The sequence below is a fragment of the Acetobacter malorum genome, from assembly GCF_002153605.1.
Taxonomy (GTDB): Bacteria; Pseudomonadota; Alphaproteobacteria; order Acetobacterales; family Acetobacteraceae; genus Acetobacter; species Acetobacter malorum_A.
The window spans coordinates 1-23,461 of record NZ_JOPG01000009.1 but is presented as its reverse complement, the minus strand read 5'-3'; the positions used below and the strand labels follow the sequence as shown (position 1 = coordinate 23,461).

The following is a 23,461-nucleotide window of genomic DNA, read 5'->3' as shown; positions in this document are numbered from 1 at the left end:
AACGGGTTTGGCGCTTTCCGCGGATGACATGTTGAAGACTGTTTTATGAAGGTTTTATGACAGCCGTTGCAGCCGCACACGGCAGCCAGATTTTACAGGTTGTGCCCTGCCCCACCGTGCTTTCCACCACAAAACGCCCCCCGTGCCGGGTGACGACATGCTGGACAATGGCCAGCCCCAGCCCGCTGCCCTGCACCGTGGCCGCAGTTTTGGGCACGCGATAGAAATGCTCCGTCAGGCGGGGCAGATGGCGCGCGGCAATCCCCGGCCCGTTATCCGCAACGCTCAGCACCACCCCCGGCACGGCGGGCCAGCGAGAATCGGGCGGCGCAGGCGTGCAGGACACCGTAACCTGCAAGGATGGAGCCCCCGCTGCATCCGGCAAAGTGCCGTATTTAAAAGCGTTTTCGATCAGGTTGATGAGAACCTGCACAAGCTGACTGGTATCCGCCGCCACGCATAAGGCGGGGTCGGGCACAGGCTCAATTGTCAGTTTTGCTTTTTTCAGGCGGAACAGAGCCTGAGACTCGGCCTTCAGGCGACCAAACAGGTCCTTGATTGTCACAGAGCCACGCGGCCGCTGATGTTCCACGCGCTGCACACGGGACAGATAGAGCAGATCATCCAGCAGATGCTGCATCCGCTTCCCCTGTGCGGCCATGATACCAAGAAATTCCTGCTGGGCTTCCGGGTCATCCGCCGCCGGGCCTTGCAGTGTTTCCACAAACCCCATCAGCGCGGCCAGCGGTGTGCGCAGTTCGTGACTGGCATAGGCCACAAAATCCGTATGCTGGCGCTCGGTATTGTCCGCTTCTGTTTCATCACAGAGCGCGACAAACACCAGCGCATGCTGGGAGCGGTCAGACGAGACGCTCAGGCCTCTGGCCCCTGCGAATAATGTGGCGGGGAGAACATGCTGCTGGAACCGGGCGCTGATCACCCGGTGATGGGGAACATCCAGCACAATACGGGCTGTTTCTGAGCAGACTGGTGCATCCACGCCTTTTTCAACCAGCCGGTCCAGCGCTGTCTGAAAGGCCGGGTGGCGTTTGATGCTCCCCAGATTATCTTCAAAAATCCGGTATGCTTCCGGCGAGGCATAATGCAGCCGCCGTTCCTCATCCAGCACCATCGTGGCGGCGGGCAGACAGGCCATGACCTGCTCCACCCCTTCCGGCACGGCTGTTCTGGAAGAGGCCGGGCTTTCTTCCTGATGATAGCTCGGGATCTCTATTTTTTCGGGCCGCAGGCGGGCCGCAAGCAGGCTGGCTGTCAGCCCGCTGCCCACAAGGATGCCCGCAACAGCAACGAGTGCCTCATGCATCATCAGGCACTCCGTCGCGCCAGAACGGCCTCAATCCTGTGGCATATCAAGCGCATATCCCCGGGCACGGACGGTTCTGATCAGGTCTTTCTCATCCCCTGCGTTCAGCGTTTGCCGCAGCCGTCTGATATGCACATCCACTGTGCGTAATTCCACACAGGAGCTGCGCTCCCATGCCTGTTCCAGCAGTTCCTCGCGCGAGAAAACCTGACCCGGATGCGTCATCAGGAATTCCAGCAGGCGATATTCCGTTGGCCCCAGCGGCAGGAGCCGCCCGTTGCGCTCCACCTTATGGGCCACACGGTCCAGCACCAGTGAATCAAACTTCAGCACGTTGCCAGACGGCGGCAGCCGACGCAGCATGGCCTTGACCCGCGCAAAGAGCGTTTCCATGCCGAAGGGTTTGATCAGATAATCATCCGCCCCAATTTCCAGCCCGCGCACGCTGTCAGTCTCCTGCCCGCGCGCGCTGAGCATGATGATGGGTATGGACTTTGTTTTTGGCTGTTCTCTCAACTGCCGGCAGACTTCCAGCCCCGAAATACCGGGGAGCATCCAGTCCAGCAGGACCAGATCAGGCGCACGGCGGCTAATCTGATCGAGGGCTGTGTGACCGTCTCCGGCCAGACGCACATCGTAGCCCTGTTTTTCCAGATTATAGCAGATCAACCGGGACAGTGCCGGGTCATCCTCAACAACGAGAACGCTTGCATTGTGTGTCATGAGCATCCCATAGCGGTTCGCGGCGCAGGATAAGCTGGAGGCCACAGAAAAAACAACCAGTGTCATAAAAGTTACACACTTTACGACCCTTGCTTGGAAAGCTCTGCTGGCCTGCAAAATCCCGCTATGCAAAAGCCAGAATTCTGGATTATGGAGCGCTCAGGAGCTGGACCGGCAATTGTGCCGGATGCACCTCCAGGAAACGCTCGCATGAGTATTTTTCGCACTCTTCTGCCGCAAACCTGCAGAAGCCTTCCCCTGTCCCTGAAAACGCGCTTTCAAACGCTCCAGAGCCAGATCTCCCGTTCCTTTTCTGAACGTGGATTACTCGAGCTGGGGATGCTGGAAGGCATTTGCACCACGCTGGAAAACAAGGCGCAGAAGGAGCGTATTCGTGCCCTGTATCCTGCCGCGGGTGTTTTTGGGGCGTTTGCCGAAGGCGACACCGCCACGGCCATGCAGCAGAATCCGCTGAGCCACTAAATCCGCGACGCTCGGCCCGCAGCACCAGCGCAAAAGAGGCGAAAACAAAAAGACCCGCCTTGTGGCCCTTTGTTAAAGGATCACAAGGCGGGTCTGAATGCCATCTTAAAGACGGGTGTTTAATCAGTCTTCAAACGGGTCGCGCATCAGGATGGTGTCATCACGATCCGGGCTGGTGGACAGCAGGGTGACGGGTGCGCCAACCAGCTCTTCAATACGCCGGACATATTTGATGGCCTGTGCCGGAAGGTCCGCCCAGCGGCGTGCGCCGTGCGTGGTTTCTTTCCAGCCTTCCATGGTTTCAAAAATCGGCTTGATGCGCGCCTGTGCTGCCGGAGAGGACGGGAACCGGTCGGTCTTTTTGCCGTCTAGTTCATACCCTACGCAGATGCAGATTTCATCCAGACCATCCAGCACGTCCAGCTTGGTCAGTGCCAGACCATTCACGCCACCCACGCGCACGGCGTGACGCACCAGAATGGCGTCAAACCAGCCACAGCGACGCGGACGACCCGTCACTGTGCCAAATTCATGCCCGCGTTCACCAATCTTGCGGCCAATATCGTCAAACAGTTCGGTCGGGAACGGCCCCTCACCCACGCGGGTGCAATAGGCTTTGGCAATGCCGAGCACGAACCCGGCAGCGTTCGGGCCCATGCCCGCGCCGGTGCCGGCATTGGCGGCAACCGTGTTGGAGCTGGTGACGAACGGATACGTTCCGTGGTCCACATCCAGCATGACGGCCTGAGCGCCTTCAAACAGGATACGGCGGCCACCCCGACGGGCATCATCCAGAATGTCCCATGTGGGAGCCATGAACGGCAGAACTTTGGGGGCGATGTCCGTCAGGAAGGCCATCAGCTCTTCCTTCTTGAACGTGTCAGCGCCCAGACCGGCCAGCAGCGTGTTGTGGTGCAGCAGCAGTTCGTCCAGCTTCCAGTCCAGCGTTTCCGGCTCGGCCAGATCACACAGGCGGATGGCACGGCGGGCCACCTTATCTTCATACGCCGGGCCGATGCCGCGGCCTGTGGTGCCAATTTTACGGTCGCCACGGGCCGCTTCACGCGCGCGGTCCAGCGCGCCGTGCACCGGCAGGATCAGGGGGGCGTTTTCTGCAATTTTCAGGGTGTCGGGGGTCACTTTCAGACCCTGTTCCTGAATACGACCAATTTCAGCCAGCAGCGCCTGCGGGTCCACCACCACGCCGTTGCCGATAATGCCCAGCTTGCCGCTCACCACGCCAGAGGGCAGCAGAGAAAGCTTGTAAACCTGATTGCCGACAACCAGCGTATGCCCGGCATTGTGGCCGCCCTGAAAGCGCACAACAATGTCTGCCCGGCTGGCCAGCCAGTCTACAATCTTACCTTTGCCTTCATCGCCCCACTGGGCGCCGATCACCGTGACGTTGGACATAAACGGTCTGCTCCTGGAAAATCTGCCTGAAAACCCTGCCGAGAGGCGACCCTGCCCCTCTGCCGCACGTGGTTAGTCAAGCTTTGTGCACGTTGCACCAGAAAGAATGTGGCTGCACCCCAAACGCAGCGCCTCGGCCCGGTCATGCTCCGGGCCTGTAAGGTGGGGGGTGCCAGATGGCAGGGCGGCCAGCGTGGCGTGCCCTTCTGCCCGCAGACGGGCCGCACTCTGTGCGTCCGCATCCGGGGCGAGATAAATGCGCTGCCGGGCCTGCGCAGGCGGAATGGTGCGGAACAGCACATCCGGCCGGAAAGTCAGGCCACAGGCGGGTTCATTATCACTGGAAAGATAACGCCCACCGCGCCCGAGTTCCTCCGCACGGCCTACGGCAAAAACCGTGACGCACACGCCGGTATGGTATTTCCAGCCGCGGAATTCGACCGGATCGACCGTCAGCCGCAGCGCGGGATTGGCTTTGCGCACGGCGGCAACCGTTGCGGCCAGACGCTCACTAAAGGCGCGGGCCCGTGGCGGCAGGCTGATATGGGCAAGCTGCTCAAGCGCCTGCTCGGCCGGACCAGCAGCGCGCAAGAGGGCGATCAGCGTGTCAGACAGTGTCCCACCCAGTTCAGCCACAGCCGCCGCATCCTTGCGGTCCAGCGCACGCATCAGAACGGGGCGGACACTGGCGGAAATATTAGCTTCTTCCAGCAGAGCGGGAACCAGCGGCGGCATGGTGAGGTCAAACGAGACCTCCGGCACACCCAGTTGCGCCAGTGCTTCTGCCCCAACGGACATCACTTCGGCATCAGCCTGCGGGCTGTCCGGGCCGATCAGCTCGATCCCGGCCTGCATGATCTGCCGCCCGCTTTCTTCCGCTGCCGCAGGCATAACCACCACGCACGCCCCGGCATAGGACACACGCAGGGGGCGCGCTGCGGCACCAAGCCGAGTCGCTGCCATACGGGCAATCTGGGGGGTGATGTCAGGCCGCAGGACCATCATCTTGCGGGTATCCGGGTCCATCACGCGGAAGCTCTGGTCTGCCAGAGTCGCGCCGGAACCTGCCAGCAATGTGTCTTCAAACTCCATGAGCGGCGGCCGCACACGGTCATACCCGTGTGAGGCGAACACGCCCATAAGCGTAGCAACCCCTTCTGCCTCGGTCCGGGCATCGGGGGTCAGGAGGTCAACAAAGCCAGCCGGCAGCAAAGCCGGGCTAAAGGGCGGGTCATCCGTCATGCTTCGGCCTATAGCACCGCAGGCCGCGCCCGTCATGCCCGCAAACCTGCACTTTTTTAACGGTTCTCACCCCTGCGGGGTGCCGGGCAGCGTCTCCCAGCCTGGACCGATGACCGTAATGACCCTCCGGCCCATGCCATCCGCACGCAGGACGATGATGTTCTGGTCTTCCAGCCATTCCACCAGACGGCGGGCGCGGCCTTGCGAGACGGTGCCATACACACGCGCAATTTCTGCGTCCGACGGGCACGGCAGGCGGCCAATGGCGGCGCGGGCCAGAAACAGGAAAACCGATTGCAGATCTTCCGGCAGGGCATTGGCCAGCCCCTCCGCCTGCTGCCAGTCCGGCGAGGCTGACATATCCTCACTCACGCCACTGCGGGCCGTAGCCAGAGCGCGGTTAAAGGCCTTCAGATCCAGCGCATTGCGGCCCAGCCCGGCAATACGGCAGCGCACCAGAAAATCCTGATACAGCACGGCGGATGCACGGAAGGAGGTTTCATCATCCGTCAGCATATCGCGCAGGATGGCGTTCATGCGGGCTTCCCGCTCAGCCTGATCTTCCGGGGGCTCTTCCTGCTGCTGCTCTTCCTGCGAGGCCGCAGCCTGTGCCTCACCGTGGGCGGCAAGCTGGGTCAGCAGATCGGGCTGCGGCGTGGCAGGCGCTTTTCTGGGGCGTGCCACAAAGTCTGAAACCGGCACCGGGGCAAGAATCAGATCATGCACCGGGGCGGAAGGCGGCTCAAACGGCGTCAGCACGGGTCCGGCAGAACGACTTTCCGTCTCCACCGTGCCAATCCGCACCGGCGTCGGCCTGCGGCACATAGCCGGGCCAAGGGCGACAAAGGTGCCCCGAGCCAGATCGCGGAAGGCTTCGGCCTGCCTGCGTTCCATGCCCAGAAGGTCCGCCGCGCGGGCCATGTCGATGTCCAGAAAGGTACGGCCCATCAGGAAGTTGGAGGCTTCCGCCGCCACGTTCTTGGCCAGTTTGGCCAGACGCTGGGTGGCGATAATACCGGCCAGACCACGCTTACGGCCACGGCACATCAGATTGGTCATAGCCCCCAGCGAGGCACGGCGCGCTTCATCCGAGACCTCACCAGCGGCAGCAGGAGCAAACAACTGGGCCTCATCCACCACCACCAGCACGGGATACCAGTATTCTCGCGGAGCCTCGAACATGCCGCCCAGAAAGGCGGCGGCCCACTTCATTTGCTGGTCCGCGTCCAGACCTTCCAGATTGAGCACCACAGAGGCGCGGTGCATCCGCATCCGCTCCCCGGCGGCATGCAGCGCCATGTCCGAGCATTCGGCCCCATCAATCACCAGATGGCCAAATTTTTCCGCCAGACTGACAAAATCCCCTTCCGGGTCAATAATCGCCTGCTGCACCATACGGGCGGACTGCTCCAGCAGACGCCGCAGCAGGTGCGATTTACCAGAGCCGGAATTGCCCTGCACCAAAAGCCGGGTGGCCAGAAGTTCGGCAAGGTCCATGCGTGCCGGGCCACCCCCCGGCACATCACCCATCACGATCATGTTGCTGCTCATAGGGGCATCCGATACCGCTCAGGATGGGTGTCCCGCAACCATGCAAGCGCCCCATGTGCCGCACTGCGTCCAGTTGCAAGGCATGCGTGCAGCAGATAGCCGCCGGTTGGGGCCTCCCAGTCCAGCATTTCTCCGGCCACAAAAACACCGGGCAGCGTGTGCAGCATCAGCCGCTCGTCACAGGCGCCTTCTTCAACGCCTCCGGCTGTGGAGATGGCGCGGGCCAGCGGTTCCGGCCCTGTCAGCCGCACCGGCAGCGCCTTCAACCGTGCCGCCAGAGCAGATGTAGAGGTGGGCACAGGACCAGCCTCTCGCAGCAAGGCGACCGCTACTGGCGGCAGGCGGAGGGCTTTGCGCAATTTGTTGGACAGACTCTCACGCGGGCGCACGGCAGCCAGCCGCTTTGTCAGTTCTTCCACAGAGAGATCGGGCCGAAGGTCACACAAAAGGTCCGCCGTACCATGCTGAGCCAGATGCTCGCGCAACGGGGCCGACAGCGCGTAAAGCGCGCCGCCTTCCAGCCCGGACTCCGTCACGACCAGTTCCCCGCGCACGGTCCTGCCCCCAAAGGTCAGAGCCACGGGCTTGAGCGGCGTTCCTGCAAACCGTTCTCTAACCGCTTCCGACCACGCGACCTGAAATCCGCAGTTGGCCGGGCGCAGAGCAGACACGGCAACGCCGCGTTGTTCCAGCAGGGAAACCCAGCCGCCATCACTCCCCAGACGCGGCCAGCTTGCCCCGCCTAAAGCCAGAATGACGGCATCAGGCGTTGGGAACAGCGAAGAGGCGGCCCCACCCTCCGACGCTCCAGCCGCTGGCACCTGAGAGGAAGACTGCGAAAATGTCAGGTGCCCCGCAGCATCCCAGCCGGTCCAGCGAGTGCGGGTATGGAGGGTGACGCCCTGCGCGCGCAGCCGCGCCAGCCATGCCCTTAACAAGGGCGAGGCCTTCATCGCACGGGGGAAAATACGGCCAGAGGAGCCGACAAAGCTCTCCTGCCCCAGGTCGTCCATCCACTGCCGGATTTCTTCCGTGGTCCATGCTGCCAGAAAAGGCGCAAGCCAGGGCGCAGCGTCCGCATAGCGGGTCAGAAATTTTTCCGGGGGTTCGGAATGGGTGATGTTCAGCCCACCGCGCCCGGCCATCAGAAATTTGCGGCCGAGGCTGGGCATAGCTTCCACAACCTGCACCGCGCAGCCTGCGGCAGAAAGAACCTCGGCGGCGGCCAGTCCTGCTGGGCCGCCGCCGATAACAACAACACGAAACGGGTTGCTCATACCTGCGGGGACGGACGCATCATCCCGCCTTTTTCTCCCCGGCACGCACAGCAGCGGCGAGGTCTTTAATCTGGTTCAGCACACGCGGCAGGGTCTGGTCGGTCGCCTTGCCTTCCGCGTCCAGCGTATCCGCCAGCGTGGAGAGCAGCGCGGACGCCACGACGGCCCCATCTGCAATGCCGGCCGCCGTAGCGGCCTGTTCCGGCGTGCGGATACCAAAGCCAATGGCAACCGGCAGGTCCGTTGCGGCGCGGAGGCGCGGAAGGGCTTCCTGCAACGCTTCAGCACTCGCCGTGCGTGTGCCGGTAATGCCGGTGATGCTCACGTAATAGACAAAGCCGGATGCGTGCGAGAGCACGTAACGCAGGCGCTCATCCGACGTGGTGGGCGCTACCAGACGGATGATATCAAGCCCGGCATCCTGCGCGGGCTGTTCCAAGATATCCGCTTCTTCCGGCGGCAGATCGACCAGAATCAGGCCGTCCACACCGGCTTTGGCGGCATCCGTGCAGAAGCGGGCATGGCCGTATGCTTCCACGGGGTTGAGATAGCCCATCAGGATAACGGGGGTTTCCTGATCCTGCTCACGGAAGGCGGCAATCATTTTCAGCACACCCGGCAGCGTGGCCCCGGCTTTCAGCCCACGGCGGGCGGCAAGCTGGATGACCGGACCATCGGCGGAGGGATCAGAAAACGGCATACCGACTTCAATCAGATCCGCCCCGGCAGCAGGCATGGCCTTCAGCAGCGCCAGAGAGGTTTCCAGATCCGGGTCGAACGCTTCCAGATACGGGATGAGTGCACCGCGCCCCTGTGCGGCCAGTGTTTTGAAACGGGCGGCAATACGGCTCACAGCTTCACTCCCAGATGCTCGGCAACGGTGAAAATATCTTTATCTCCCCGGCCTGAAATATTGACGACCAGCAGCGTCTCTTTCGGCAAGGTGGGGGCAATTTTGGCGGCATAGGCAATGGCATGGGCGGATTCCAGCGCGGGGATAATGCCCTCAGTGCGGGTGCAGAGCTGGAAGGCTTTCAGCGCCTCATCATCCGTGGCGCCGACATATTCCGCGCGGCCAATATCGCTCAGCCAGGAATGTTCTGGCCCCACACCAGGATAGTCCAGACCGGCACTGATGGAATGCGCCTCGTCAATCTGACCGTCCGCATTCTGCAAAAGATAAGTGCGGTTGCCATGCAGCACGCCGGGGCGGCCACGCTCGATGGAGGCTGCCGTCTTGCCGCTATCCAGACCATGACCCGCGGCTTCCACGCCGATCAGCCGCACAGAGGCGTCATCCAGAAACGGATGGAAAATCCCCATGGCGTTGGAGCCGCCGCCAATGGCCGCCACAATCACATCCGGCAGGCGGCCTTCCTGCGCCTGCATCTGCTCTTTGGTTTCCTCGCCAATCACGCTCTGGAAATCACGCACCATGGCCGGATACGGATGCGGGCCTGCCACGGTGCCCACCAGAAAATAGGTATCCGCAATGTTGGCAACCCAGTCGCGCATGGCTTCATTCATGGCGTCTTTCAGCGTGCCAGCCCCGGCGGTGACCGGCACAACCTCCGCACCCAGCAGACGCATGCGGAAAACGTTGGGCTTCTGCCGCTCAACGTCCGTGGCTCCCATGTAAATGACGCATTGCATCCCAAACAGCGCACAGACAGTCGCCGTTGCCACCCCATGCTGGCCGGCCCCGGTTTCCGCTACAATACGGGTACGCCCCATACGGCGGGCCAGCAGGATCTGCCCCATAACGTTATTGAGCTTGTGGGAGCCGGTATGGTTCAGCTCTTCGCGCTTCATGTAGATTTTCGCGCCGCCCAGCTCTTCCGTCATGCGGCGGGCAAACCAGAGCGGGCTGGGGCGACCAACATAATCACGCAGGTAGAAGTCCAGCTCTTTCTGGAAAGCCGGGTCCGCCTTCGCGGCGTCGTACGCCGTGTTCAGTTCCAGCAGCAGCGGCATGAGGGTTTCCGCCACAAACCGGCCACCGTAACGGCCGCCAAAGTGGCCACGCTCATCCGGTCCGTGCCGAAGAGAATTGGGCTGTGCTGCTGCGCTGTGCTGTTCTGCCGGGTCCGCCATGGGTGGTTCTGCCGCTCCTGATTTTTGCGTGATGTGCCGGGTCGCCCTGCCCTAAAAAGCAGGCATCTGGCTTACCAGAAGCCGAACGCACTTGCACAGAGGGCACGGAGTCTAAATTTCACCCGGCCCGCACCACGCAGGCCGCTTGCATATTCCAGAACACCACGACAAGAATGGAGGGCCTTATTTTAGCGCAACCCCTCCTGATTTCAGCAAAGCATTCTCACGCCATGCCCTATAATCCGCTTAAAACGTCTGGTTTCTTTTTGGGCCGCCGCCCATCACGCTCCCTTCTGCCACTGTGTCTGGCTTTGCTCGCTCTGAGCGGGTGCAAGGAAGAAAAGCACCACAAGCAGCCTGAACCCATGGTTGCCTCACCGGCTCCGGCACCCAGCGTTGCAGACGCAGCAGGCGGTGCGGGCTCCGCAGCCACGCGACAGGCCAGTCTGGCTTACAGCCACAGCATAACGGTTCGGGTGCCGCTGGGCTCTTTTGATAAGCACTATGCCGATCTCAGGGATGCCTGCCTGCACGACCAGACGCTGCATTGCCTCCTTCTTTCGGCCCTCGTCGAACATGATGGTGCTGACGATCAATCGCCCATAGCGCATGTCGAGGTGCGGCTGCCTCATGATCAGGTCGCGGTCTTCATCGCCCGCGCACTGCACCCGCTGTCCGGCGAGAAACCCGGCGATGTGCTGGCTATCCGCCAGTCCACCCGAGCGGAAGATCTGTCTCAGCCCGTTGCGGACGCCACCACGCGCAATGCCGAACTTGAGAATTACCGCAACCGACTGACAGAGCTGAGCAAGAGGCCGGACACCAAGGCGGCTGATCTGATCCAGATTGAGCGCGAACTGGCCCACACGCAGGCAGAGATGGACAATAACGCCACAACTCTGCGCGACATGACTACGCGGATTGATACGGAGAGCCTCTTTATCGCTTTCCAGAGCATCGCTCCGCAAAAAGAGAACAAACCCGTCAGCCCCATCCGCGAAGCGCTGGCACAATCCGGCTCTCTTTTTACTGACAGCATTGCTGACGTCATCCGGTTTGTCTTCGGCGCCTTGCCATGGGTGCCGGTGATCCTCGGTGGAGCGGCCATCCTTCGCTTTGCGGGGCGGAGGTGGAAACGCGCCCCCTTCCGCTGGCCGTGGGACCGTACGCCACGCGCTTAAATCGCAGCCCTACAAGAGCAGGGGGAACGAGGCTTTTCCGCTATTCAGGACTGTCACTTGTCACTACGCGCCGGTCTGGTCATATTTCCTGCGCCCGTGTGTCAGCGGTTTGCAAGAGTAACAAAACGATACGCCTGAGGAGAATTTCATGTTTCTGGCCCACAAGCCCGGCGCCCCCGCACGGGCGATTGAGAGTGAGGCCGACGCACACGGCGTAGCATGGATTGATCTGCTGAACCCTACTCCGGAAGAACAGGATCTTGCCGCCCGGATCTGCGGCCAGCCCTTGCCCACGCTGGATGACCTGAACGAGATTGAGAGTTCCTCCCGCATCAGCGTGCGCAATGGGGCTGCGTTTCTCTCTACTCCTCTGCTCAAAAAAACGGGGCTGGAATTTGAGGCCTTCCCGGTAGGATTTGTGCTCACGGCGGAACGGCTGATTACCATTCGCTACCAGCCCTACCCCTCTTTTGAGAATGTGGCGCAGCTTGTGGCCGAGCACACCCTGCCACCCGCGCCCGCTACCACGCCTGCCCCCAGCGGCATGGTGCTCACGCCCGCGCAAAGAGAGAGTGAAGCCACAGAAACCGCCGGACAGCCCCAGTCTCCGGAACCAGCTCCCATTGGCCCCGGCGAGGTACTGGTGGCGCTGATTGAAACCATTGTGGACCGGCTGGCTGATATTCTGGAAAGCGTTGGCATGTTGCTGGACAAGCTTTCCAAAGACATTTTCAAACGGCGGCAGAACATGCCTAAGGTGCGCAGCGTCGCGGCATGGCAACGCGAACTGCTGGAGCGTGTGGGCAGTTCGGGCGACCTTTGCTCCCGCGTGCGGGACTCCCTGCTGGGGCTGGAGCGCATCACCATTTTTCTGAGTGAGAGTAAAAAGGACGCCATGGCCCCGGCCTCTGGCCTGCCCATTACCTCCCGCCGTTTTGAGGCTGGTGTGACAACCATCCCGACCGAAAATGCACCTTATGCGCTGTCCGGCGCGCTGCGGTCCCGCATGGCAACGGCCAATCGCGATCTCTCTTCCCTGAGTGATTACGTGTCTCAGGCGGCCAGCAAGGTGGAGTTTCTGCTGGATGCCACGTTGGGCTTTATCAGTATTGAACAGAATGGCGTGATGAAGGTGCTGACCGTTGTCAGCTTTATTGGCGTCGCTCCGACCCTGATTGCCGGGGTGTATGGCATGAACTTCAAGGATATTCCGGAACTTAACTGGTCCTTTGGCTATTGGTATTCACTGGGGCTTATGACGGCCTCTGTCGCCTTGCCGCTCCTGTGGTTCTGGCGCAAAGGATGGCTTGGAGGCATTAAATGACACATCGCACCCTGTTTTCCCGCCTGCGTGGCCTGCTGCCCGTGGGCGCAGCCTGTCTGCTCGGCCTTGCCGCAAGCCAGACCGGGCACGCTGCCGAAATCAAGACAAACCCTGCCATCAGTCAGGCTGGCTATCAGGCGATGTTCAATCAGCTGAGCGCAGAACCGCTGCGCTACGGTGGTTTGTCCTCCGTGCACACCCGCCGCATTCTGGTCGGCCTGCATCAGACAGGTCCGGGCACCGTGGCGGGTGAGATGATGCGGCTGGATTCTGCCATGCGCCCGGTGGATGCCGGACCGGTAACTGGCACGCTGACACCCCCCACCTCCGCTCAACTGGGCCACTGCCACCTGAAAGTCACCCTGTCTGACCGGGATATTCTGCTGGACGGCCCCTGCTCCGCCACGCTGCTATCAGGTGCGCTGACCTCCCACCCCAGACCGAGCCAGCTCTGGTCTCAGGTGACAAACTTCATCTCTCCCGATACCTCGGTCTCGCAATACTGGCTCAGCCGGGACACATGGCAGGCGGCTATCACACCTGCGCCAGCCCGCTAAGCACCTGTAAAGTCTGGTTGACGAACCAGACTTGCGGATTTATCCTCCGCCCCCAGAACTGGCTGACTTCACCTGTCCAGTGCTTTCCCTCATGTCAGGATCATCCTGCTATCCGGGCCGCCGTGGCGCACCTCTGCTGTGACACGCCGTGTTTTCGGGCTTTGCGCAAGACTGATCCGGACCTCCCCATTTCTGAACTACTGCCAGTCAGGGCATTCCTAAATGCATCTTGCGGAACTCAAGGCCAAATCTCCGGCCGATCTTCTGGCCTGTGCCGAAGACCTGAATATTGAAAACGCATCATCCCTGCGCAAACAGGATATGATGTTCGCCATTCTGAAGGCGCTGGCCGATAACGACCAGGCGATCTACGGTGATGGCACACTCGAGATCCTGCATGACGGGTTCGGTTACCTCCGCTCTCCCGAATCAAACTACCTCCCCGGTCCGGACGATATTTATATCTCCCCCGCTCAGGTGCGCCGCTTTGCGTTACGCACGGGTGATACGGTTGAAGGGCAGATCCGCGCCCCGCGGGATGGCGAACGCTATTTCTCGCTGCTGAAAATCAACAGCATCAATTTTGAAGCGCCTGAAGCCGTCCGGCACCGCATCAATTTTGACAACCTTACCCCGCTCTACCCTGAGCGCCGCCTGCAGATGGAAGTGGAAAGCGCTGCCCCGCCGGTGAGCGAGACCAAGGGCAAAAAGGGCAAAAGCACGCAGGACTTCACGCCCCGCGTGATTGATCTGGTCGCCCCCATCGGTATGGGCCAGCGTGCGCTGATTGTCGCACCGCCGCGCACCGGTAAGACGGTCATGCTGCAAAGCATTGCCTCTTCCATCTCCGCCAACCATCCGGAATGCTTCCTGATCGTGCTGCTCATTGACGAGCGCCCGGAAGAAGTGACCGACATGGCCCGCTCCGTGCGGGGTGAAGTGATTTCCTCCACCTTTGATGAACCCGCCCACCGCCACGTGCAGGTGACGGAAATGGTGCTGGAAAAAGCCAAGCGTCTGGTGGAACACAAGCGCGATGTGGTCATCCTGCTGGATTCCATCACCCGTCTGGCCCGTGCCTACAACACTGTTGTGCCGTCATCCGGCAAGGTGCTGACCGGTGGTGTGGACGCCAACGCGCTGCAGCGGCCCAAGCGCTTCTTCGGTGCGGCCCGTAACATTGAAGAAGGCGGCTCTCTGACCATTATCGCCACGGCGCTAATTGATACCGGCAGCCGCATGGATGAAGTGATCTTTGAAGAGTTCAAGGGCACGGGTAACTCCGAGCTGATCCTTGACCGTAAGCTGGCTGACAAGCGCACCTTCCCCGCGATTGACATCACCAAGAGCGGCACGCGTAAGGAAGAAATGCTGGTAGACCGCGCCACCCTGTCCAAAATGTGGGTGCTGCGCCGTATTCTGGCTCCCATGGGCACGATGGACGCCATGGACTTCCTGCTGGACAAGCTCAAATACAGCAAATCCAACAACGACTTCTTCGAGGCCATGAACAACTAAGTCTCAGGCCCCGGGACCGTTATCAGACCCCGCATTGGCAGCTGTGTTCAGCCTGCTGATGCGGGGTCTTTTTTCAGGATGGTCAGCACCACACTGCCGTCCTCTTCCGCCTGCTCGGACAGCACGGCATGGCCCAGCGCCAGCACAGAGCGGCGGACATTTTTATGGGGTTCCTCCCCTTTCAACCGCACGGCAAGCAGGCTGCCGGGTGCCATGCCATCCAGCGCCAGACGGGTGCGCACAAACGTCATCGGGCATTTTTCATGCGTAATATCCAGCATCCGCGTTTCTGGATGGGACGAATCCGCTGGCAGGATCTCTGACGGATCTGATGGGGTGTTCATGAAGCATTCTCCGCAGGGCCACCGCGCTGGTGGCAGAAACCATTTGAAATCAGAGCTTAAAAAACCTGTGTGTGTGTGTAAAATTGGACAACCTCTCCCCTTTTCGGCTACCTGATGTTTCATGAATGCAGGTGGTAACAAGCAGGATTTGCGCCCTTGAAATCACAGTCGACAGAATCGCGGATTGCGCAGCTCTGCATCGAACATGGCCTGAAAATGACGGGGCAGCGCCGTGTCATTGCACGCGTTCTGTCGGACGCTGATGACCATCCCGATGTAGAAGAACTCTACCGCCGCGCCTCAGCGCTGGATTCCCGCATTTCCGTAGCCACGGTGTATCGCACCGTACGGCTGCTGGAAGAAAAGGGCATTCTGGAACGGCGTGACTTTGGCGGGGGACGTGCCCGCTATGAAGCCACCGAACATGGCCGCCACCACTATCATCTGATTGATGTGGATAATGGCAAGGTGATTGAGTTTGAAGATCCGGAGCATGAAGAGCTGATGCGGCGCGTTGCAGAACGGCTGGGGTTTGACTTTGTGTCCATGCGTCTTGAATTGTTTGGCAAAAAGCGCCCGCAGGCCCAGCAGGCAGCCAAGACGGCGCAGGCCGCAAAACGCAAAGGAGCAGCCTCATGAGCGCGGATCAACTGCCCGCCGGCTCTCTCTCCACTCTGGATCTGGAACGCAAGGGCTTTCCTGAACTCCGTGGTGGCAACCTGAGTGTGCGCATTGCCGCCACTGATGATGAGCGCGATGCTGCTCAGGCCCTGCGGTACCGCGTGTTCTATGAAGAAATGGGCGCGCACCCGGACGCTGAGACCCTGCGCCGGAAGCGGGATATTGACGAGTTTGATGCCGTCGCCGACCATCTGCTGGTGATTGATCATGCCATTGCCTCCGATGCGCGTGGCGTGGTGGGCACCTACCGGCTTGTGCAGGGCGATGCTGCGGCAAAAATTGGCCGTTTCTACTCCGCAAGCGAATACGATATTTCTCCCCTGACGGAATTTCCGGGGCGCCTGCTGGAAGTCGGTCGCTCCTGCGTGGACAAGAACTACCGTGGCCGGGCCGCCATGCAGCTTCTGTGGCGCGGCATTGCATCCTACATTTTCCTGCATCGCATTGATGTGCTGTTTGGTTGCGCCAGCCTGCCGGGCACAAACCCGGACGCCATTGCGAACGAGCTGACCTATCTCTACCACAACCATCTGGCCCCTCCGGCCCTGCGGGTGAAGGCCCTGCCGGAACGGCGCGTGGACATGCTGCGGGTCGACCCGCATTCCATCGACTTCCGCAAAAGCCTGGCGCGTCTGCCGCCTCTCATTAAAGGCTATCTGCGGCTGGGCGGTTATGTGGGTGATGGCGCAGTGATTGATACCCAGTTCAACACAACAGACGTTGCCGTGCTGGTGAAGAGTGAACTGCTGGCTGACAAATATTACCGCCATTATGAACGCCGCCTGCGCGATGCGCTCGACTGAGCGGCTTTTTCAGGCGGACATGGCATTTCCCACACCGTGCTGAGGCGTCGTCTGGCGTTCTGGCGCACGTCTCCCTCACCCGCGGCTGACGAAGCACAGGCGGGGCGACGGCAGAACCGGGCCGCACGATGGCGTCAGGCTGGCCTGATGCTCGGCATGGGCGCGCTCTCAGCCCTTGCCCTGCCACCCGTCCACTTCCTGCCGATCCTGCTCATCACCTTCCCCGCTCTGGGCCGGGTGCTTAATAGCGCACCAAGCTGGAAAAATGCGGCCTGGGCCGGAGCGTTGTTTGGGTTCGGTTTCTATGCCGCCAACCTCTACTGGCTGATCAACGCCGTGATGATCCGGGCAGAAGAGTTCTGGTGGTTTGTGCCATTCCCCTCTCTGGGTTGCGCGCTGATTCTGGCCCCGATGGTCGCCGCCCCGGCGGCGCTGTGCCGTCTGGCCCCGGCTGGCCCTCGCCGGATTCTGACCTTTGCGGCAGGCTGGACCCTGTTTGATATGGGCCGCGTCTTCCTGTTCAGCGGGTTTACGTGGAATCCGTTGGGCAGCAGTCTGGCAATCCCCGGCACGGTGGGCGATGTGCTCATTCAGCCTGCTGCATGGATTGGCGTGGATGGCCTGACTTTTTTTGTGGTTCTGGGAGCCCTGTTTGGCGGCGCAGCGTTACAGGATGCCTTCCGGGCACGTACTGGTCGCCCCTGCCAGCTTTTCCCGCGCTGCGTTGACCGCATACGGGTGGCAGCGTGTGCTGCGCTAGTCATCAGCATCAGCCTGACGGCCAGTGTGATCCGCCTGAAAACTGTGCATCCCGCTGGAGAGCCGGGCCCGGTGACCGTGCTGGTGCAGGGCAACGTGCCGGAAACAGAAAAAGTCGGCCATCTCAATCCGCGCGATATTTTCATGCGCTACCTGCATCTGACAGCGGATGGCGTGCTGCAAGCCCGTGACCAGCGCCCCCACCCCACCTTCCCCGATGCCATAACCCGCCCAATTGTCTTTTTATGGCCGGAAACCTCCTTTCCCGGTTCCGGCCTGTTGCAGGACAGCCCCCGCGCCCGCCAGATTATTATGGAATGGGCACCGGGTGCGGATGCAGGCCTGATTGGCGCTTTGCGCGTAGGGGAAGATGGCCGCTACCGGAACTCGGTGCTGGCTCTCGCACCCAATGGCGATATTGCCGCTTTTTACGACAAGGCCCGACTGGTTCCCTTTGGCGAATATCAGCCCCCCTTCATCCCGCTGCAAATTGTCCCGCAAGGTGGCATGGCGGCTGGCCCGGGTGCGCAGACATGGCATCTGCCCGGCATCCCGCCTGTAGGACCGCTGGTCTGTTATGAAGTAATTTTCTCCGGCCTGACGGTGGACGAGCATGACCGCCCCCGCTGGCTGGCCAATGTGACGAATGATGGCTGGTTTGGAGACAGCGCAGGCCCCCGGCAACATCTTTCTTCCGTCAGGCTGCGCGCAGTGGAAGAAGGGCTTCCCATTGCCCGCGCCGCCAATACCGGCATTTCTATTGCCTATGATGGTTTTGGGCATGAGCTGGGCCGCCTTGGCTGGGGAAAAACCGGAACGCTGGTGGAGCCTCTGCCCGCGTCACTTCCCGCGCCTCTGTTCGCACAGTTCGGTCGCAGCCTTCCTGCTCTTCTCAGCCTCGCTGTTTTTCTGGCAGCATTTGTTCGTCCCAAACGGAAGGAGGGAATATAATAGAGATGAAATAATTTTTTATTTAGCGTTAATTCTATTTTCTAATAAATTTCCTTTTCTTTGCACTTTATTACAATAATTACATTATAAAAATTTCTTAATGATAATAATATTATGATTGAGATTCCAAAATATAAGATTTAATATTGATCTTATATTTTTTATTATTATGTATGGAAAATATATTTTTCCAAATTTTATGATCGTTACGTAAGAAACTCTGGAATCTTTAATAAACGGTTTATAAACAGTTACCAACTGGTTTATAAGGCGCTCTCCTTTCTTCGGTGAGAAACTGCGTGACAGAAACAGCCTCCCCCCTCTCTGCCCCAAAGACCTCTACCCCGCGGGCGGGTTTGGTTGACATGCATGTCGGGCGCCGTATCCGGCTCCGACGCACGCTTTTGGGGATGTCTCAGGAAAAACTTGGGGAGGCCCTCGGCATTACGTTTCAGCAAGTACAGAAATATGAACGCGGAGCCAATCGTGTCGGGGCATCCCGCCTTTATGATCTGGCTTCCGCGCTGGACGTACCAATCAGCTTTTTCTTTGATGATATGCCCGCTTCTGGCCAGACCGCAGACCACAAGCCCCCCACCACATTCCATGGAGGCTTGTCCCAGACCCGGAAGCCTTTTGAGACCCCATTTCAGACCGGAACAGCCTCGCTGTTCTCAGATCAGGAAGCCTCTCTGTTTTCCCGTAAGGAAACCATTGAACTGATCCGCGCCTATTACCGCATCCCCGATGCCGTCGTTCGTAAACGGGTGCTGGAACTGGTGCGCTCCATGGCGCCGCCAGCTGAAGCCGACCCATCATAAACGCACGCTCGTCTGAACAAAAAAAAGAGGCGACCAAAGCCGCCCCTTCCGGGTCTATGTCTCAGAAGTCCTGATCGCCGCCCCATTCGCCCCCGCCGGCGTCTCCACCAGCATCGCCACCCCAGTCGCTGCTTCCGGCATCAAAGCCCTGATCCGCTGAGGTTCCGGCTCCGGCAAACGGGTCTGCTCCGGCACCATCCCCGTAATTATTGTTGATCACGGTCTCGCTCGGCTGGCCTGCGCCCCACCCGCCATCAGCCCCGCCACCATGATGGCCACTGAACAGGTCTGTCAGCGCATTGGCCGCCAGCATACCGCCAGCGACACCTGTAGCGGTTGAAAGAGCGGAGCCAAGAAAGCCCGAACCACTGCGGAACATGCCCGGCTGCGCCCCATAAGGGAGCGGCTGCGGCTGATACTGCGGCGGCGCGGCAGGGCGACCACCCCAGCCCGGAGGAGCCGACTGCTGTGGCTGAGCCTGCGCTCCACGCTGCCCACCACCGAACAGGCCACCGAGGAAACCACCGCCACCAGCGGGAGCCTGCTGCGCCTGAGACTGTGCCTGCTGCAGCGCCTGCTGGGCTTGCTGAAGCTGGAACTGGAGCTGCTGAATGCGGTTCTGTGCTTCAACCAGCGCCATTTCCTGCACCACAGCCATCTGGGTAATACGATAGCGGGCTTCCGGGTACTGCTGGAATTCCTGTGCCAGAAACTTGTCCGCTTCCGGATCTATCGGCGGCAGATTAGGCTTCGTGCTGGGCACGCTCCCAAAGCCGGACTGGGACGCACCGCCCACTCTGGCTACAAATTTCGCAATGAGGTCGCGTTCCTCGTTGGTCATCGTCTCTTTTCCCTGCCTGCGGCATGTACTGCCAGCCTGATGCACTGGTGTGCATAAGATAGCACTAGTCTGTCCAAGATGTGGCAAGGCGGCAAGAGCGTTGCAAGAGGAGAGCTGCAGGGAGTTGCATGCCTTCTCTTCCTGAATGTGCAGCGCACCTGTATGGTGTGCCCCGCCGTGCGCGCTCTGCGCACATCCTGACTGTCATACTGCGGAGTTTCACCCTGACCATGGACCCGGCGTCTCCCCGCCCTACCGAGCGGCCTCTTTCCTTTCAGGACCTGATCCTGACCCTTCACCAGTTCTGGTCAAAACAGGGGTGCGCCATTCTTCAGCCCTATGACCAGGAAGTTGGCGCGGGCACGCTTTCCCCCCACACCACCCTGCGGGCTCTGGGCAGCACGCCGTGGAAGGCCGCCTATGTGCAGCCCTGCCGCCGCCCGTCTGATGGCCGCTATGGGGAAAACCCCAACCGGCTCCAGCATTATTACCAGTATCAGGTGCTGCTGAAGCCCACTCCGGAAGAAAGCCAGAAACTCCTGCTGGACAGCTACCGCGCCATTGGGATTGACCCGGACCGGCACGATATCCGCTTTGTGGAAGATGACTGGGAAAACCCGACCATCGGCGCATGGGGTCTGGGCTGGGAAGTCTGGTGTGATGGTATGGAAGTCACCCAGTTTACCTACTTCCAGCAGGTCGGTGGGATTCCGGTGGTTCTGCCCTCCACGGAGCTGACCTACGGGCTGGAACGTCTGGCCATGTATGTGCAGGGCGTGGAGAACGTCTATGACCTTGATTACAACGGGACTGGCCTGACCTACGGCGATGTCTTTCTGCGCGCCGAGCAGGACTACTCCCGCCACAACTTTGAGCTGGCGGATACGGAACTCCTGTTCCGCCATTTTGCCGATGCAGAAAAAGAAAGTGCAGCACTGGCGGAAGCCGGTGTGGCACAGCCTGCCTATGACCAGTGCCTGAAGGCCAGCCATCTGTTCAACCTGCTGGATGCGCGCGGCGTGATCAGCGTGAGTGAGCGCGCCGCCTATATTGGCCGCGTGCGGACACTGGCAAAACTGTGCTGTGAGACCTGGCTGGCTGGCGAGGACAAATAAGATCATGCCCGAACTGCTGATAGAACTTTTTTCAGAAGAAATTCCCGCCCGCATGCAGCAGCAGGCCGGAGAAAACCTGCTGCGCCTGCTGTCTGACGCACTGGCCCCGCTGAACCCGAAAGACGCTGTGGCCTATACCGGCCCGCGCCGTATTGCGGCCTCCTGCACGCTGGACGCCAACGTGCCCGGCCGCACGGTGTCTGAACGCGGCCCGCGTGAAAGCGCGCCAGCAAAAGCACTGGAAGGCTTCACCCGCAAACATGGTGTGACGCAGGACGCCCTGACCCTGCAAAACGGCTTCTGGGTGCTGGAGCGGGAAGAACCTGCCATCAGCGCCACGGCACATATTGCCGCCATCATGCCGGACCTGCTGCGCCGCTTCCCTTGGCCGAAATCCATGCGATGGGGCCAGGGCAGCGCGTTTACGTGGGTGCGCCCGCTGCGTCGCATTCTGTGCATTCTGGATGGTGAGACTGTACCGTTCTCTCTGGCGCAGGGTGAGGATAACGGCCACAACCTCCAGTCTGGCAACCTGACGGAAGGGCATCGCTTCCTCTCCCCCGGTGCGATAGCTGTCAGCAGCGCTACGGAGTGGCAGGACACGCTGAAGGCCCGCCACGTGCAGGTGCATGCGGCAGCTCGCCGGGAAACCATCGTCACGGGTCTGACGGCCCTTGCCTCCTCCGAAGGGCTGGCGCTTGTGCCGGATTCAGGGCTGGTGGATGAAGTCGCCGGACTGGTGGAATGGCCGGTGCCGTTCCTTGGCCGGATTGACGAGAAATACATGGATCTGCCCGCCGAGGTGATGCAGGTCTCCATGCGCGTCAACCAGCGCTATTTTGCCCTGCGCAACGGTGATGGGTCCGCGGCCCCGCGCTTTGCCTTTGTGGCCAATATTGTCCCCGCGGATGACGGCACTCTGATTGTCACCGGTAATGAACGCGTGCTGCGCGCCCGCTTTGCGGATGCCCGCCATTTCTGGGATCTGGACCGCAAGCAGACCCTCGCCTCTCGCCTGAGCGCGCTGGATGCCATCACCTTCCACGCCAAACTGGGCAGCCAGGGTGACCGTACGCGCCGCATGGTGCGTCTGGCTGGACTGATTGCCCCGATGGTTGGGGCCTCCAAAGCGGACTGTGAACGCGCTGCCGAACTCAGCAAAACGGACCTGACGACCGGCATGGTCGGGGAATTCCCGGAACTGCAGGGCGTGATGGGCGGCTATTACGCGCAGCATGACGGGGAAACGCCTGCTGTCTGTCAGGCCATCAGCGAGCAGTATATGCCGCGCGGCCCCGGTGACACGGTGCCGACTGCTCCGGTTTCTGTCGTGCTGGGTCTGGCTGACCGGTTTGACATGCTGGCCGCGTTCTTCGCCGCGGGTGAAAAACCGTCCGGCTCGGGCGACCCCTTCGGTCTGCGTCGCGCGGCTCTGGGCATTATCCGCCTGATCCGTGAGAACGGTCTGCGGCTGGATCTGGTCAAGCTGTTCCTGCTGGCAGCGGAAGCCCTGCCGGAATCCCTGCGCGATGCGCCGGATCTGGCCCTGCTGCCGCAGTTTATGGCGGAGCGCCTGCGTGTTCAGCTGCGCTCGGAAGGCGCACGGTATGACTGCCTTGCCGCCATTTCCACCGGCAATACCGACACGGACATCACCCGCCTTCTGGCCCGCGCACAGGCGCTGGAAACCATGCTGGAAACGGAAGACGGCAAGAACCTGCTGGCCGCCACCCGTCGCGCTGCCAACATCCTGCGGATTGAAGACCGCAAGGATGGCCCGCATGAAGGCGCGCCGGACCCGGCCCTGTTTGCCCAGCCGGAAGAACAGGCGCTTGCCGCAGCGCTGGACCGGGTTGAACCGGCAGTGGAAACGGCCTTTGCAGAAGAACGCTTTACCGACGCCATGCGCGAGGCCGCCAGCCTCCGTGCGCCGCTGGACAAGTTCTTTGAGGACGTTACCGTTAACGCACCGGACGCTCCGCTGCGCCTGAACCGCCTGCGGTTGCTTGCGCGTCTGGGTCGCATGATGCGTCTGATTGCAGATTTCAGCCAGATTGAAGGGTAAGCGCTCTTCCTTCTGAATGGACGCTAACCAGAAAGAGAGAGACGTGGCGTTTTGCTGCGTCTCTCTTTTTTATGAGGCACCGCGTGTATGGGCCACTGAGACTTTATCGCTCGAACGGCTGCGTACAGCGGGCTTTTAGCGCGCCTTCAACTGAGCCGGGTGCCGTTAGGTACGGGTCTTTCCAGCGCCGCCAGTACAACGCCCTCTTCCGTTTCAAACCCTGAGAGCAGAAACTGAGACCGAAAAGGGCCAATCTGTTTTTCGGGAAAATTGATAATGCCGATAATCTGCCGCCCGATCAGCATTTCCGGTGTGTAGAGACGTGTAATCTGCGCACTGGTTTTGCGCTCTCCATATGGCCCAAAATCCACCCAGACTTTATAGGCGGGGTTTC

General features: G+C 60.7%; 22 protein-coding genes. 11 read left to right on the top strand and 11 right to left on the bottom strand.

Features of this window, described 5'->3' with window-relative positions; translation table 11 throughout:
• Positions 1-43: 43 nt before the first annotated feature.
• Together HK23_RS04545 and phoB are read right to left on the bottom strand one after the other, a co-directional pair.
• Entirely contained in the window at positions 44-1,327 is a 1,284-nt protein-coding gene (locus HK23_RS04545) for a sensor histidine kinase (RefSeq protein WP_086653052.1), read from the bottom strand.
• 27 nt (positions 1,328-1,354) lie between these two features.
• The gene (gene phoB / locus HK23_RS04540) at positions 1,355-2,047 is read right to left on the bottom strand and encodes a phosphate regulon transcriptional regulator PhoB (protein WP_063907729.1); all 693 of its coding nucleotides are present in this window, start codon (positions 2,045-2,047) and stop codon (positions 1,355-1,357) included.
• Between the two features lie 210 nt (positions 2,048-2,257).
• Here phoB and HK23_RS04535 point away from each other — a divergent pair, with 210 nt between their 5' ends.
• A complete protein-coding gene (locus HK23_RS04535; protein ID WP_143217480.1) occupies positions 2,258-2,530 on the top strand; it encodes a hypothetical protein in 273 nt (90 codons plus the stop codon).
• A 123-nt stretch (positions 2,531-2,653) separates the two neighbouring features.
• Here HK23_RS04535 and HK23_RS04530 read toward each other — a convergent pair whose 3' ends face one another.
• From HK23_RS04530 to trpB, 6 genes are all read right to left on the bottom strand, one after another.
• On the bottom strand, positions 2,654-3,943 hold the full coding sequence (locus HK23_RS04530) for an adenylosuccinate synthase (RefSeq protein WP_086653050.1): 1,290 nt from the start codon (positions 3,941-3,943) through the stop codon (positions 2,654-2,656).
• A 72-nt stretch (positions 3,944-4,015) separates the two neighbouring features.
• Complete coding sequence (locus HK23_RS04525) at positions 4,016-5,221, bottom strand: ATP phosphoribosyltransferase regulatory subunit (protein WP_082881681.1); 1,206 nt, start codon at positions 5,219-5,221, stop codon at positions 4,016-4,018.
• Between the two features lie 30 nt (positions 5,222-5,251).
• Positions 5,252-6,736 (bottom strand): helicase HerA domain-containing protein, encoded by a 1,485-nt coding sequence (locus tag HK23_RS04520; RefSeq protein ID WP_086653049.1) that lies wholly within the window; start codon positions 6,734-6,736, stop codon positions 5,252-5,254.
• Positions 6,733-8,013 (bottom strand): TIGR03862 family flavoprotein, encoded by a 1,281-nt coding sequence (locus HK23_RS04515; RefSeq protein WP_086653048.1) that lies wholly within the window; start codon positions 8,011-8,013, stop codon positions 6,733-6,735. The genes HK23_RS04520 and HK23_RS04515 overlap by 4 nt, the downstream gene beginning before the upstream one ends.
• A gap of 19 nt (positions 8,014-8,032) precedes the next feature.
• A complete protein-coding gene (gene trpA / locus HK23_RS04510; protein ID WP_063907649.1) occupies positions 8,033-8,866 on the bottom strand; it encodes a tryptophan synthase subunit alpha in 834 nt (277 codons plus the stop codon).
• Positions 8,863-10,107: a tryptophan synthase subunit beta gene (gene trpB / locus HK23_RS04505; RefSeq protein WP_063907650.1), complete on the bottom strand. Its 1,245-nt coding sequence runs from the start codon at positions 10,105-10,107 to the stop codon at positions 8,863-8,865. The genes trpA and trpB overlap by 4 nt, the downstream gene beginning before the upstream one ends.
• 230 nt (positions 10,108-10,337) lie before the next feature.
• Between trpB and HK23_RS04500 the strand changes: the two genes are divergently transcribed.
• The 4 genes from HK23_RS04500 (at position 10,338) to rho (ending at position 14,687) form a co-directional block, all read left to right on the top strand.
• Positions 10,338-11,288 carry a DUF4349 domain-containing protein gene (locus HK23_RS04500; RefSeq protein WP_179193795.1) on the top strand — a complete coding sequence of 317 codons (951 nt, stop codon included), beginning with the start codon at positions 10,338-10,340 and terminating at the stop codon, positions 11,286-11,288.
• Between the two features lie 148 nt (positions 11,289-11,436).
• Positions 11,437-12,612 carry a magnesium transporter CorA family protein gene (locus tag HK23_RS04495; RefSeq protein WP_086653046.1) on the top strand — a complete coding sequence of 392 codons (1,176 nt, stop codon included), beginning with the start codon at positions 11,437-11,439 and terminating at the stop codon, positions 12,610-12,612.
• The gene (locus HK23_RS04490) at positions 12,609-13,169 is read left to right on the top strand and encodes a hypothetical protein (protein WP_086653045.1); all 561 of its coding nucleotides are present in this window, start codon (positions 12,609-12,611) and stop codon (positions 13,167-13,169) included. The genes HK23_RS04495 and HK23_RS04490 overlap by 4 nt, the downstream gene beginning before the upstream one ends.
• Positions 13,170-13,391: 222 nt before the next feature.
• A complete protein-coding gene (rho, locus tag HK23_RS04485; RefSeq protein WP_043551267.1) occupies positions 13,392-14,687 on the top strand; it encodes a transcription termination factor Rho in 1,296 nt (431 codons plus the stop codon).
• 47 nt (positions 14,688-14,734) lie between these two features.
• Here rho and HK23_RS04480 read toward each other — a convergent pair whose 3' ends face one another.
• Entirely contained in the window at positions 14,735-15,031 is a 297-nt protein-coding gene (locus HK23_RS04480) for a sulfurtransferase TusA family protein (RefSeq protein WP_086653044.1), read from the bottom strand.
• Positions 15,032-15,247: 216 nt separating this feature from the next.
• On the opposite strand from HK23_RS04480, the gene HK23_RS04475 reads away from it, so the two are divergent.
• The 4 genes from HK23_RS04475 to HK23_RS04460 all read left to right on the top strand — a co-directional run bounded on the left by HK23_RS04475 (position 15,248) and on the right by HK23_RS04460 (position 19,046).
• Entirely contained in the window at positions 15,248-15,670 is a 423-nt protein-coding gene (locus HK23_RS04475) for a Fur family transcriptional regulator (RefSeq protein WP_143217489.1), read from the top strand.
• Positions 15,667-16,515 carry a GNAT family N-acetyltransferase gene (locus HK23_RS04470; RefSeq protein WP_086653043.1) on the top strand — a complete coding sequence of 283 codons (849 nt, stop codon included), beginning with the start codon at positions 15,667-15,669 and terminating at the stop codon, positions 16,513-16,515. The genes HK23_RS04475 and HK23_RS04470 overlap by 4 nt, the downstream gene beginning before the upstream one ends.
• A gap of 147 nt (positions 16,516-16,662) precedes the next feature.
• The gene (gene lnt, locus HK23_RS04465; protein ID WP_086653042.1) at positions 16,663-18,225 is read left to right on the top strand and encodes an apolipoprotein N-acyltransferase; all 1,563 of its coding nucleotides are present in this window, start codon (positions 16,663-16,665) and stop codon (positions 18,223-18,225) included.
• A gap of 365 nt (positions 18,226-18,590) precedes the next feature.
• Complete coding sequence (locus HK23_RS04460) at positions 18,591-19,046, top strand: helix-turn-helix domain-containing protein (protein WP_086653140.1); 456 nt, start codon at positions 18,591-18,593, stop codon at positions 19,044-19,046.
• A gap of 61 nt (positions 19,047-19,107) precedes the next feature.
• Here the strand turns inward: HK23_RS04460 and HK23_RS04455 are convergent, their stop codons facing one another.
• Entirely contained in the window at positions 19,108-19,887 is a 780-nt protein-coding gene (locus HK23_RS04455) for a DUF2076 domain-containing protein (protein ID WP_086653041.1), read from the bottom strand.
• Positions 19,888-20,117: 230 nt separating this feature from the next.
• On the opposite strand from HK23_RS04455, the gene HK23_RS04450 reads away from it, so the two are divergent.
• A complete protein-coding gene (locus HK23_RS04450) occupies positions 20,118-21,002 on the top strand; it encodes a glycine--tRNA ligase subunit alpha (RefSeq protein ID WP_086653139.1) in 885 nt (294 codons plus the stop codon).
• 4 nt (positions 21,003-21,006) lie between these two features.
• A complete protein-coding gene (gene glyS / locus HK23_RS04445) occupies positions 21,007-23,067 on the top strand; it encodes a glycine--tRNA ligase subunit beta (protein WP_086653040.1) in 2,061 nt (686 codons plus the stop codon).
• Positions 23,068-23,213: 146 nt separating this feature from the next.
• Here glyS and HK23_RS04440 read toward each other — a convergent pair.
• On the bottom strand, positions 23,214-23,461 hold a 248-nt coding region (locus HK23_RS04440; RefSeq protein ID WP_143217479.1), incomplete at its 5' end, for a tRNA-binding protein.

Bases quoted from the DNA above. Each gene is read 5' to 3' on its own strand.
- lnt (WP_086653042.1), top strand. From the start codon at position 16,663: ATGCTCGGCATGGGCGCGCTCTCAGCCCTTGCCCTGCCACCCGTCCAC.
- HK23_RS04500 (WP_179193795.1), top strand. From the start codon at position 10,338: ATGCCCTATAATCCGCTTAAAACGTCTGGTTTCTTTTTGGGCCGCCGC.
- HK23_RS04535 (WP_143217480.1), top strand. From the start codon at position 2,258: ATGAGTATTTTTCGCACTCTTCTGCCGCAAACCTGCAGAAGCCTTCCC.
- HK23_RS04460 (WP_086653140.1), top strand. From the start codon at position 18,591: ATGCATGTCGGGCGCCGTATCCGGCTCCGACGCACGCTTTTGGGGATG.
- HK23_RS04515 (WP_086653048.1), bottom strand. From the start codon at position 8,013: ATGAGCAACCCGTTTCGTGTTGTTGTTATCGGCGGCGGCCCAGCAGGA.
- rho (WP_043551267.1), top strand. From the start codon at position 13,392: ATGCATCTTGCGGAACTCAAGGCCAAATCTCCGGCCGATCTTCTGGCC.
- HK23_RS04455 (WP_086653041.1), bottom strand. From the start codon at position 19,887: ATGACCAACGAGGAACGCGACCTCATTGCGAAATTTGTAGCCAGAGTG.
- glyS (WP_086653040.1), top strand. From the start codon at position 21,007: ATGCCCGAACTGCTGATAGAACTTTTTTCAGAAGAAATTCCCGCCCGC.
- HK23_RS04520 (WP_086653049.1), bottom strand. From the start codon at position 6,736: ATGAGCAGCAACATGATCGTGATGGGTGATGTGCCGGGGGGTGGCCCG.
- HK23_RS04470 (WP_086653043.1), top strand. From the start codon at position 15,667: ATGAGCGCGGATCAACTGCCCGCCGGCTCTCTCTCCACTCTGGATCTG.
- HK23_RS04450 (WP_086653139.1), top strand. From the start codon at position 20,118: ATGGACCCGGCGTCTCCCCGCCCTACCGAGCGGCCTCTTTCCTTTCAG.
- HK23_RS04495 (WP_086653046.1), top strand. From the start codon at position 11,437: ATGTTTCTGGCCCACAAGCCCGGCGCCCCCGCACGGGCGATTGAGAGT.
- HK23_RS04545 (WP_086653052.1), bottom strand. From the start codon at position 1,327: ATGATGCATGAGGCACTCGTTGCTGTTGCGGGCATCCTTGTGGGCAGC.
- phoB (WP_063907729.1), bottom strand. From the start codon at position 2,047: ATGACACACAATGCAAGCGTTCTCGTTGTTGAGGATGACCCGGCACTG.
- HK23_RS04490 (WP_086653045.1), top strand. From the start codon at position 12,609: ATGACACATCGCACCCTGTTTTCCCGCCTGCGTGGCCTGCTGCCCGTG.
- HK23_RS04530 (WP_086653050.1), bottom strand. From the start codon at position 3,943: ATGTCCAACGTCACGGTGATCGGCGCCCAGTGGGGCGATGAAGGCAAA.
- HK23_RS04525 (WP_082881681.1), bottom strand. From the start codon at position 5,221: ATGACGGGCGCGGCCTGCGGTGCTATAGGCCGAAGCATGACGGATGAC.
- trpB (WP_063907650.1), bottom strand. From the start codon at position 10,107: ATGGCGGACCCGGCAGAACAGCACAGCGCAGCAGCACAGCCCAATTCT.
- HK23_RS04475 (WP_143217489.1), top strand. From the start codon at position 15,248: ATGACGGGGCAGCGCCGTGTCATTGCACGCGTTCTGTCGGACGCTGAT.
- HK23_RS04480 (WP_086653044.1), bottom strand. From the start codon at position 15,031: ATGAACACCCCATCAGATCCGTCAGAGATCCTGCCAGCGGATTCGTCC.